At 42.5% G+C, this 11,655-nt stretch carries 10 protein-coding genes; all 10 read left to right on the top strand.

The window, feature by feature from the left end:
- The first annotated feature begins 125 nt into the window (after positions 1–125).
- The 10 genes from KTO63_RS18900 to KTO63_RS18855 all read left to right on the top strand — a co-directional run bounded on the left by KTO63_RS18900 (position 126) and on the right by KTO63_RS18855 (position 11,638).
- On the top strand, positions 126–1,382 hold the full coding sequence (locus tag KTO63_RS18900; protein WP_217793257.1) for a TlpA disulfide reductase family protein: 1,257 nt from the start codon (positions 126–128) through the stop codon (positions 1,380–1,382).
- Positions 1,383–1,592: 210 nt separating this feature from the next.
- Positions 1,593–2,054 carry a helix-turn-helix transcriptional regulator gene (locus KTO63_RS18895; protein WP_217793255.1) on the top strand — a complete coding sequence of 154 codons (462 nt, stop codon included), beginning with the start codon at positions 1,593–1,595 and terminating at the stop codon, positions 2,052–2,054.
- 12 nt (positions 2,055–2,066) lie between these two features.
- Positions 2,067–2,711, top strand: a complete 645-nt coding sequence (locus KTO63_RS18890) for a nucleotidyl transferase AbiEii/AbiGii toxin family protein (protein WP_217793253.1) — start codon at positions 2,067–2,069, stop codon at positions 2,709–2,711.
- Between the two features lie 302 nt (positions 2,712–3,013).
- Positions 3,014–4,384 carry a C4-dicarboxylate transporter DcuC gene (gene dcuC, locus KTO63_RS18885; protein ID WP_217793251.1) on the top strand — a complete coding sequence of 457 codons (1,371 nt, stop codon included), beginning with the start codon at positions 3,014–3,016 and terminating at the stop codon, positions 4,382–4,384.
- Between the two features lie 10 nt (positions 4,385–4,394).
- The gene (gene iadA, locus KTO63_RS18880) at positions 4,395–5,549 is read left to right on the top strand and encodes a beta-aspartyl-peptidase (protein WP_217793249.1); all 1,155 of its coding nucleotides are present in this window, start codon (positions 4,395–4,397) and stop codon (positions 5,547–5,549) included.
- A 183-nt stretch (positions 5,550–5,732) separates the two neighbouring features.
- Positions 5,733–7,073, top strand: coding sequence for a porin family protein (locus KTO63_RS18875; RefSeq protein WP_217793247.1), 1,341 nt, complete (start codon positions 5,733–5,735; stop codon positions 7,071–7,073).
- A gap of 5 nt (positions 7,074–7,078) precedes the next feature.
- A complete protein-coding gene (locus tag KTO63_RS18870; RefSeq protein ID WP_217793245.1) occupies positions 7,079–8,614 on the top strand; it encodes a M14 family zinc carboxypeptidase in 1,536 nt (511 codons plus the stop codon).
- A gap of 8 nt (positions 8,615–8,622) precedes the next feature.
- Positions 8,623–9,909 (top strand): hypothetical protein, encoded by a 1,287-nt coding sequence (locus tag KTO63_RS18865; protein WP_217793243.1) that lies wholly within the window; start codon positions 8,623–8,625, stop codon positions 9,907–9,909.
- Positions 9,910–10,039: 130 nt separating this feature from the next.
- The gene (locus KTO63_RS18860; RefSeq protein WP_217793241.1) at positions 10,040–10,810 is read left to right on the top strand and encodes a lamin tail domain-containing protein; all 771 of its coding nucleotides are present in this window, start codon (positions 10,040–10,042) and stop codon (positions 10,808–10,810) included.
- Positions 10,811–11,092: 282 nt separating this feature from the next.
- The gene (locus KTO63_RS18855; RefSeq protein ID WP_217793239.1) at positions 11,093–11,638 is read left to right on the top strand and encodes a cupin domain-containing protein; all 546 of its coding nucleotides are present in this window, start codon (positions 11,093–11,095) and stop codon (positions 11,636–11,638) included.
- Positions 11,639–11,655: the final 17 nt, after the last annotated feature.

Genomic DNA, 11,655 nt, shown 5'->3' with positions numbered 1-11,655 from the left:
GTAATTGGGTCACGTTGCTCGTCCGCGTACACAAGATCATTTGAACGCTTTAACAAATTTTTTTTCATTTTCTGATAGTCGCATTTTCCGATCAGAGAGTCTGCTACTTAATTAAAACTCTATTCATGATGGCACACAAAACAACCTTTACCTTATTTACCTGTGCGGCGGCCTTGCTTGGCATCGCGGCCTGCAACAATAATCAGTCCGTATCCGGAGCTACGGCAAGCAAAGACAGTTTCAATATCAAGGTGAATATCAAAAAGTTCGGCGACGGATATGCAAAATTGATTCACCGTGGCGCAGATTATCGTAATCCCGAAACCATCGACAGCGTGCCTGTAAAGAGTGGCCAGTTTGTTTTTACCGGTAAACTGAAACAACCAGAAATGATGATGGTTCAGGTAGCAGCTGGAGACTGGACCTTTGGCTTCGATGTGTTTGCGGAAAACGCAGATATCACGGTTGATGCCGACACTGCCGGTTCAAAGTATTATGATCAGACGCAATACGGCGGTTCAAAATGGGCACAATTAGAGGACTTCACCGTTACGGGCTCTCCCGGTAATGATGTGTGGAAAACATACGAGAGTGATCCAGCCATCAAACAGTATGATTCTGTTATCACAAAGTTTTACCAAATATCTCAACAGCAAAAAGATAAAGATGCTGAATATGCGTATAGGGACAAAGCCGACTCTGTAAGCAAATTGCAGACAGCGGCGAAGCTAAAATGGATCGACGATTATTCGAAAAAAAATCCATCATCTGTTGTAGGGGCCTATATATTTAGTCAGCTCTACACTTTTAACGAAAGCAACTTACGTCTTACCCAGGTTGATTCTATGCTGCACAACTTCACCGGTGACGCTGCGTCGTCAAACTATTACAAATACGTAGCAGATAATCATGGTAAACGAGTTGCATTAACACCCGGCCATGCAGCGCCAGATTTTACGCTTCGTAAAAGAGATAGCAGTTCTTTCACACTTTCTTCTTTAAAGGGAAAATATGTGATGATCGATTTTTGGGCAAGCTGGTGTCATCCTTGCAGACAAGCCATTCCACACTGGAAAAAAGTATACGACCAATATCATTCTAAAGGTCTTGAGATCGTTAGCGTTTCAGACGACAGCAAATGGGATGCGTGGAAAAAAGCAATGGATGTTGAGAAAATGCCATGGACGCAAGTTTGCGATGAATTCCCGGAAAAGAACATGCCGGCACGAGTGGGAAGTTTGTACATGACGACTTTCATACCTTTCTATGTATTACTGGATAAAGATGGAAAAATACTGGTGTACTCCGGCGATGAAAAAGCGATAACCGATAAATTACAAGAAGTGATGGGAGGGCCAAGCCTTGCGAAAAATATTGACTAAAGAAAAAGAGACCTGAACTTTGTTTACTCTTACTCATGGTGTGTACGCAGCCGGGCTAGTGGTGGCCCGGCTTTTTTGTGTTTACAAGCCAAATCTGATTTTGTTAGATTGTTTGTTATCAGGTAGTTATTTTTTGAAGTAAACAAAATTGTTTACACAAAAAAGTTTACTTAGTTTTGGATAATCATTAGTTACCTAACATTTGTATTTATGAATTTTGAGGCAGTTGACAAGCTAAAAGGAATACATCCGGGGATTTTTCTTGATAATGAATTAAAGAAAAGAAAACTCCCTAAAGGCCGTTTTGCATTGTCGATAAATGAATACCCTCAAACGCTGGGCGCGATTACCAATGGTAAAAGAGACATGAACACAGCTCTTGCGATGAAAATTGAAACTGAATTAGAATTGGAAGAAGGTTTGTTTATGATTCTGCAAGTTTTTTATGACTATAAAAAGATAAAAGAAAGCAGGCTTTCCAAATCCAGACCTGACATTACAAAGTTTCAAAAAACTACTTTTTGGGATACTACTATTGAAAATATTGACTGGCATAAACAAAAAAGATCTGTTATTCAACGAGTGTTTGAGCGAGGATCAAGCCAGGAAAAAAAGGAGATCAAAAAATTTTACGGAAATAAGGAAGTAGAAAGAATTTTGGGAGAATTATAAAACCGGAGGCGAATGTTACAATGGAATACTGTGGACCCGGCGTTACGGGAGAGTTTAAATGTTTTGATGCAAAACAGCGCTTTGGCGCAGTTCAGGTTAGTCGGCGGAACGGCGTTAAGCTTGCATCTTGGACACAGAATGTCAATTGATATTGATTTATTTACAGACAGTGCTTATGGTTCAATTGACTATTCTCTCATTGAGAATTTTTTAAGAAATACTTTTCCCTTCTTTCAAACTAATGGCACAGGACTGATTGGGATGGGATGTTCCTATTTGATAGGATCTAATGCCAGCAATGCGATAAAACTTGATGTGTATTATACGAATGATAATTTCATGCGACAGGTTGAATTGCATGATGGCATCAGACTGGCAAGCGTTGAAGAAATAGCAGCAATGAAAATGGATGTGATTTTGCGGGGAGGACGAAAAAAGGATTTTTGGGATATACATGAAATATTAAATCATCATTCGCTTCAACAGCTTATTCACCTTCACAAAGAACGACATGAGTATTTGCATGATGAAGTAAAGTTGATTAGCCAATTGAATAATCACTCCATAGCAGACAACGATTTCGATCCGGTTTGTCTAAAAGGAAAGCACTGGGAGATTGTGAAGTATGAAATATATCAAGCTACTCGGCAATTATAAGTCTGTCGTTACCGCCAATCAAATAAAATTAAATCGCCAGTTAAACGCAGGCAGAAGTTTATTCTTCTTTTTCAATACCATTTTACAGTAAAATCATACACGTTAGTTAGTCGCTGGCCACCGGCAACAGGCCACTGGTAGCCAGTTTGACGACGTGCTCCACGAAACAAGCGACCGGCGTCCGTCGTCCCTTCTTGCTTCGTCTTCTTTTTTTCAATATTTTCATGCTAACCCGAATACATCCACGTTAATTCTTTATCTGTTACCCGCGAATCAATCATTAACACGGTTAATATCAGCATATGAATTATGTCGGTTTGGTTAACAGTATCCTATTTATTTGCATTACTGCCTACCTGCTCGTAAAGAAATTCAATCCACAGGCTGTATTACTTTTTATGGGCCTTATCATGATAGTTATAGCATGGTTGCTGCATTATGATATTCCCAAACTCCAGGAGCCTTCCGGTGCCTTCTTTTTTGATCTGTTTAAACGCATTGAAGAATCGCTGGCAGATAAGGCTGCGAATGTTGGTCTAATGATCATGGCGATAGGTGGCTTTGTTGCCTATATGAAAGCGATAGGAGCAAGTGATGCATTGGTGTATGTGGCCATGAAGCCACTGAGTATTTTTAAGAAATCCCCTTACATTGCAGCGTCTATTGTCATTCCTATTGGTCAGTTGCTTTTTATATGCACACCTTCTGCTGCAGGATTGGGCTTGTTGCTTGTTGCGTCCGTTTTCCCGGTGTTGGTTTCTTTGGGAGTAAGCAGAATATCGGCAGTCGCTGTTATTTCTGCCTGTACAATATTTGATATGGGGCCGGCGTCGGCAAATACAGCGCGTGCATCGCAGTTGTTGCAGATGCACAACGTAGAGTATTTTATCAAAAGCCAATTGCCGCTTGCCATTCCAATGACACTCTTGCTGATGGTCGTTTATTTTTTTGTGAACAGGTACTACGATCGCAAGAATCCCGAAGCACCTTCAGAGCAAGAGGTAGTAAAAGAAGCGTTTACATCAAAAGCGCCTGTTATCTATGCCATGTTACCGGTATTGCCTTTGATATTGCTGATCATATTTTCTCCCATCATTCATATTTTTCCCGCTACTGTTCAACTCGATACAACCACCGCAATGCTGATATCATTGGTCGTTGCAATGGCGATGGAGTTGATAAGAACACGCAGCCTGAAAAAAGTCTTCGACTCGCTCAAAGTTTTCTGGGAAGGAATGGGCGAAGTGTTTGCATCTGTTGTTACGCTGATCGTATGTGCAGAAATATTTTCAACAGGCTTGATAGCGTTGGGCTTTATCGATAGCCTCACCAGTGCATCTGTAAGCATGGGCTTCGGTGCAGTGGGTATAGGTATTTTAATGACGGTCATTATCTTTTTTGCATCCATGCTGATGGGCAGCGGCAATGCCTCTTTCTTTTCATTTGCACCACTTGTGCCCGACATTGCGGCGAAGCTAGGTGAACCAGCGGCAGAGCTTATCTTACCTATGCAGTTCGCTTCCAGCATGGGAAGAGCCATGTCGCCCATTGCAGGAGTGATTGTTGGTATCGCAAAAATTGCAGGCGTGTCGCCATTCGATCTTGCAAAAAGAAACGTCATCCCTTTAATAACAGCATTGGTGTTTATGCTGGTTTACCATTTTTTCATTTAAAAAGATCTCCATGTTCAAACTGTTCAAACAGGCACGCGTATATGCTCCGGAGTTGCTGGGTGTAAAAGATGTTTTGGTATGCGGAGAAAAAATAGCATTGATTGATGATCAAATAGCTCCCAATCTTCCTGGCGTTGAAGTGATTAATGCGGATGGAAAAATTTTAACGCCTGGCCTTATTGATCAACACGTGCATATCACCGGAGCTGGCGGTAAGCACGGCTTCCATTCGCTCACCCCTGAAATTATGCTGAGTGAATTCATCATTTGCGGCACCACTACAGTAATGGGCTTGCTGGGCACTGATGGCGCCACAAAAAGTTTGAAAGCGCTGTATGCAAAAACCAGGTCGCTTGATAACGAAGGCATCACTGCATACATGCTTACCAGCTACTTTGGTATTCCACCAATTACCATAACAGGAACAGTTTTGGAAGACATGATACTAATCGATAAAGTGCTTGGCTGCAAAGTGGCAATAAGTGATGAACGTTCATCATTTCCCACTGCGAAAGAATTGCTTGCCATATTGAAAGATGTGCATGTTGGTGGACTCACTTCCGGCAAAGGCGGTATCATGCATATACACCTTGGAGCGCTGCCAACCAATATGGGTATTCTTCTTGAACTGGTGGAGCAATATCATTTTCCTATCAAAAATATTTCTCCAACACACGTTGGCCGCACGGTGCCATTGTTTGAAGAAGCAATACGCTTCGCAAAACTTGGCGGCATGATCGACATCACAACAGGTGGTACTAAGTTCGACGAACCTTATAAGCAAGTATTATATGCGCTTGAAAAAGGTGTGTCAATGGATAATATGACTTTCAGTAGCGACGGCAATGCAGGCATAGGATTGAAAGATAAAGACGGGAACCCTGCGGGCTTTAAGAAAGCGCCGATAGATCTCAATTATAAACAGGTGCAGAAGCTTATCAGGGACGGTAAAGTGCCAATAGAAGAAGCGATTAAACTCATTACCTCAGGTCCTGCGAAAAACCTGTCACTCAAACATAAAGGACGTATTCGTGTTGGTGGTGATGCCGATATCTGTTTGTTTGATCCGGATTTTAATCTTACAGATGTCATTGCCCGTGGAAGAATAATGATGCAGGACGGAAAGATAATGGTGTATGGAAGCTTTGAGAAAGTTGAGAGTTGAGAATTGAGAATGGAGAGTTAATTGAAAATGGTAGGGGCGAATTGCATTCGCCCTGCCGCACCCGCAGCGTTTCCGGAAACGATTTCGCACGCTGAACTTTTTCGATCGCCTGTTTGTTTATAAGCAACGGTATTCGCCTGTTTGGCCCATAAATAAACTCTTATCCTGATCAAGGAAATGAAAATGAGAAAATTGTTCATACTGTTGTTATGCTGCTGCGCTTTTAATGTTGCAAAGGCGCAGGAGGATGATGCTCCCGAAACGACTACAGAAAATGAAGAGCAATCGGCCAAAGATCAGGATCATACGCAGTTTCTTCGTTTAAAGAGAAATTATCAACTGGGCGATGGGCTTACCCTGGAGTCCTCCAAAATGCGTTTGAATTTCACGCAGAGCCTTCAATTGCTAAATGGTATGAGTACGCTCGATAAGTTCAAAAATACCAGCCCGCAGTTTGATATTCGTAGAGCCAGATTTAACTTCAGAGGATTTTTATTTAACGATAAAGTATATTTCAGACTACGTTTAAATTTAGCCGGCAATTTTCAAAGCACCACCACAGGTACGCGATCATTCAACAATACTTTACAGGATGCGTTGATCGAGTATAGACCGAGTACAAATCACCGATTCAACTTTGGCGTGCGTGCAGATTATGCCGACACGCGAGAGGCGAGGATAGAAGGTGAATCGCTCGGCTTCATTGAGCGAAGTGCCGTCTCTACTGCATTTGATCCCATCTTCGATTATGGTATTCGCTATTATGGAACGATAAAAGCTGGAGGTAGCAACATTTTGAAACCTTATGTTTCAGTCACTACCGGCGACGGCACGGCTGCGTTGCAAAAGAATTATGGAGGCTTCAAATATGGGGTTAGGCTGGACTGGTTGCCATTCGGAACTTTCTCCAAAGGTGGTGAATATTACATGGATGACCTCGCTCGTGAACGGGTGCCAAAATTAATTGTGGGCGTTACTTTTAGTTATACCGATGGTATTTCTTCTGCAAAAGGAACCAATGGTGGCCGATACATTTACGGCGACTCCGCGGCGAACGAACTCTTGCCTGATTACTTAAAGGCAGGATTTGACTTTATGTTCAAATACCGCGGCTGGTATGCGTTTGGTGAGTATGTATATGCACATGCTACTGTGCCGTCTGGTATTGCGGGAGAGTTTAACCTCAGCGGAAAATTTACTCCTTATACCGGACAAACTCCTGAGCAGATCAAGGCAACAGTATTGAACAGAATTAACCTGGGTAGTGGTGTAAACATCCAGGGTGGATATTGTTTTGGTAAATGGGCATGCGCCGCCCGATACTCCCAATTGTACAATGACACTTACTCTGCAAATTTCGCAGATCAAAACAGGTATTATTCGTTTGTGGGTACACGGTATTTCAGAGAACATGATTTGAAACTAAATATTGAAGCTGGTTATCAAGAGTATAAAGAAAATCTTAAAACTTCTGATGTGAAAGGAAATATCTACGGACAGGTAATGTTTACTATTCAATTCTAAGGGATATGAAAAAACTGCTATTGTTTATAATAATTGTTTGTTACGGCGCAACCGCTTTACGTGCGCAGGCAGTTGACATATACCAGAAGTATTTCCCTGAACCGGCGCATGACATGCCGCTGCCGATTGTGTCAGGAAAGTCAGACGAGAACTATTATACAAGCTACAGAAACGTCATGGAGTTTATACGCCAGCTGGCAGAAAAACATCCTGATTTAATGTCCGTTGGTTCAATTGGCAGAACACAAAGAAACAGGGTGCAACCAATGGTACAGATCACAAGAAAGAGCAGCATAGATGATAGGGAAAAACTGCGTGTGGCATTTATAGGTTGCATTCATGGAAACGAACCGCTGGCAACAGAAGGCATGTTATACTTTATATACCTGCTCATGCAGGATCAGAAGTATTTGCCCATTCTTGATAAAGTGATTATACAAGTAATGCCGATGGTAAATGCTGATGGTCGCCATGCAGAATCGAGGGCTTCAAATAATGGTGTGGATTTGAATCGCGACCTCACCATTTTAGATGCTGAAGAAAGCATCAATATTAAAACGGCAATTAACAAATTTGATCCGCACGTAGTTGTAGATTTTCACGAATATTCTCCTGCAAGACAAGATTACAAAGAATTGAACGACTGTTTTACATCTTCTTATGATGAGTTGTTTTTGTACACTGGCAATTTGAATGTAGATCCAGCTATTCGTGACATGATACGCAACATGTTTGTTGAGCCAACAAAAAAAGCTGTAACAGAGCAAGGGCGTCGCGTAACAGATTACTCAACCACTTTTAGAGTAGATGATGAAGTTTGGTTGAATATAGGCGGGATAGCAAGCCGGTCAAGTGCAACAAATTATGCATTGCAAAATCGTGTGTCGATGCTGATGGAAATTCGCGGTTTGTCAGAAAAAGAAAAAGCGGGAAAGCGACGAATAGAAACAGCGGCCATCACAGCCCTTTCATATCTGCAAATAGCTTATCAGAATATTGGTGAAATAAAGGCAACACTCACACAAGCGGATGCTCGTGCGATTGCTGCGAGCAGCCCTTCTGTGGCCACATCAAAACCCGAAAAAATTAAAAAAGATTACGTGTTTGTAAATGAATGCACCGTCTCCGATACAACGATAACATTCAATGCGAACTACAACATTACCCAAACAGCAGTTATCGCGAGACCCAAGCCTGAAGCATTTGTGATTTTTCCGGTTTCGGAAAAAATAAAAACAGTGTTGTCGGTGTCTGGCGTTGAGTTTAAAGAAGTAACGCAATCCCTGCAAACGAAAGTGCAGCAATATGTAGAAGAAAAGAAAGGCTCGGTCAACCTTAATGATCGCGATGTAACCATACCTGCAGGCGCATTGGTAATAGATACGCATCAGCGCATGAGCAACGTGATTGCGGACCTTATAGAACCGGAAGGAGCGAACTCAATGTACACGAATAATATTATCAAGAAAAAATTTGACGAAAAGGAAATCCCGATATATCGAATATCCAAAGAGCAATTATTGCAATTACACACTAATTAATGCCAGCTATGAAGCGCAAATACGAGCTATTGATATTTTGCATAACGATGGTTGCTTTCAGTGCTTCCCAGGCGCAGGTTTCTGAGTCGGGGAGAATTGATTCAACCTTCCGTTATGTACCTGGAGAAGGCACGTATATCAGGCTCAGTAAAAAAGACAAATTCATTTTCAACATCAACGCTACACTGCAGCCTGGTATGCAAACGATGGATGTTGACACCGGCAGCAAAGTGACGCACACAAACCGCATGTCGCTTAATCTCGTTCGCCTTGCATTCAATGTGTCTGCATTTAACAACCAGCTTACGATGGGCCTTGTATCTGATTTTACGGGCACTACAGGTATATTGGAAGGTTGGTTGGGATTTGCTTCAAAAAATCAACAATACAGATTGGTACTCGGTGAAAGACAAACAAACACCAATAACCGGCTTGCCATGGCAGATGAAAAATTTGCATCAGTGATGGGGCCGACAACAGCAGGGAAGTCGACTGACGGAAGTATATACGGGGGATTGATGCAAAATTTTGTGGGTTCAACAAGAGAGGGAGGAATTTTCTTCGAAACTAATTTTACCATCAGTAATAAGATGAGGTTGTATCCATCGGTGTCTGTTACAACTGGCGAAGGGCAAGGCTTTTGGGACACACAGACCGATGCCGGATTCAAATATGGTGGCCGGATAGACTTTATGCCAATGGGTGATTTTATTAAAAACAATGCATTCATAGCGCAGGATATTTATCGCGAGCCTACGCCAAAACTAGGTATTGGTGTTGCAGGAAGTTACAATGTAAAAGCAAGCAACGCACTAGGTGGAGGCCATGGTACAGTAACAGGCATCTATGATGAAAGTGGAAATGCCGCTTATGCGGATTATCGCAAACTCGTAGTCGATGCCATATTTAAATACAAAGGCTTCGCGTTTGTGGGTGAATATACCGATGCCTCTGTGTATGGAAAAAATCTTTTTACGGATGCTGCTGCATCGGTGAGAATGTCGCCTGCAATTGCCTCTTCAAAATATAACCTGGGAAGTGGGCTTAATCTGCAATCATCTTATGTACTCAAGGATGGCTGGGCTTTTGAAGGGCGTTACTCATTTGTGAAACCTGAGTTTGATACCGCTACCTCGCTTATTCAAAAACAGGATTGGTTTACGATTGGTATCAACAAATACATAATGAACAACGCGTTTCGCATTGGTATTAACACTACCTGCATAAAGCAACATGGTGCAATTGCCGACAAGACCACATGGATCAGTAACCTGGCCGTACAACTTTCATTCTAAAGTCGCAATTATGAAATGAGTATGACAACAATTTACCAACCCAAAGGCATGATTATTTTTCATGCGAATGCCCTGCCCGACGACGTCATTCAGGCGGGCATCTGATCAAAATAAAATAAAAAGTAAACAGATGAAACTGATATACACAATAGCGATCGCTTTATCAATGGTGGGCTGTAGCTCGAAAGTGGAATTCACCATTCCTGAAGCGCCACCACCGGATAATGAAACGTCAGATGTCATCATCTCAGAAATAGCAACTGCGATCAACACCGATCCTAATGCGGGTGGTGTGCGTAATCACTACGTAGAGTTATACAACGGGACAAGAAACGATGTTGACCTTTCGCATTATGCGATAGGTTATGATGCTGTTAGTGATGCCAATACATTAAGAGATTGGCGCTTTCCCGACAATACCACCTATTTGAAATTAACAGGATCGCTTGAAAGCGGACATTGCTACGTTATCGCATCAACACAAGCGGATGCCAGTGTAAAAAGAGACATCTCGTGGGGAACTACCAGCACTGCGAGCGGTGATGCGAGCAAGCCGTTGCAATTAAGTGGTAACAGTGGCATTGCTTTACTGAAACAAGATGCGGCAGGAACATACATGCTTGATGGTACCGCTTACAAAATCATAGATGCTTTTGGAAGTCCGAATGTGGCACGTATAATGTTTGCCGGCAGCAGCAGCAGCAGAAACAATTTTTTCTGGTCTATCGCCGGAGAAGCGCTGGACACCCGAAACAGAACCATTTGGCGCAAAGGCACTGTGAAAGATCCCAGCGCTGACTGGGGAACGACAAAAGGTACATCTGCGACAGATTCCCAATGGAGATTGTCGGCCGACAGGGCGTGGGATTATTCGAACCTCGGACTACCATCGACGCAGTAGGGAGCACACAGATGACACGGATTTGACGGATTTACACTGATTTTACGGGTTGAATAACTGAGTAACTGAGTAACTGAATAACTGAAAACACGTTCGATATTGCATTTCAGTTATTCAGTTACTCAGTTATTCAATTATTGATCAGCGCAAATCAGCCCAATCAGTGCCATCGGCGTGCTCTCTTTCGGACTTGTTACGACTCATGCATTACAATAGACAATTCGCCCATTCTCGCATTGTAGGGCGCTCCGCTTCTCCATAAGTTCGCATGAAAAACACACCATGCAACTACGCGTTTTTCAAAACCCCAAATTCAAAGACAAGGTTACTGTGCTCAAAGAGGCGCATGAAACGAACAATCAATACCTGCTGCTCGAGGTAGAACTCGCTCCGGAGGGCGGCAATTCACTGCACTATCACACCAGTTTTTCGGAAGAGTTTATTCCTGTGGAGGGAGTACTGGGCGTAGGAATTGACGACAAGGAGTATAAACTATTGCCCGGCGAAACATCCACGGTGCCCGTAAATAAATTGCATCGTTTTTTCAATCCCACGAGCAACGACATAAAGTTTCATGTAAAAATATCTCCGGCCTCACAAGGCTTTTTGCAAAGCCTGCAGATCAGCTATGGCCTTGCAGAAGATGGGCTCACAAACAAGAGCGGCATTCCCAAAAAACTTGATCATCTTGCTTTACTGCTTGATTTGTCTGATACAAGACTACCGGGATTTCTGAAACTTATAACGCCGTTGCTTTTGCATCGTGCTAAAAAAGCAAGAAGGAAAGGTGTGTATGATGAACTGGTGAGGAAGTATTGCAGGAACTGATTTTTTATAGCACGCAG

Source organism: Pinibacter aurantiacus, assembly GCF_019130065.1.
GTDB classification, from domain to species: domain Bacteria; phylum Bacteroidota; class Bacteroidia; order Chitinophagales; family Chitinophagaceae; genus Pinibacter; species Pinibacter aurantiacus.
Note: the sequence above shows the minus strand (reverse complement) of the source record. Positions and strands in the feature narration are given on the sequence as shown.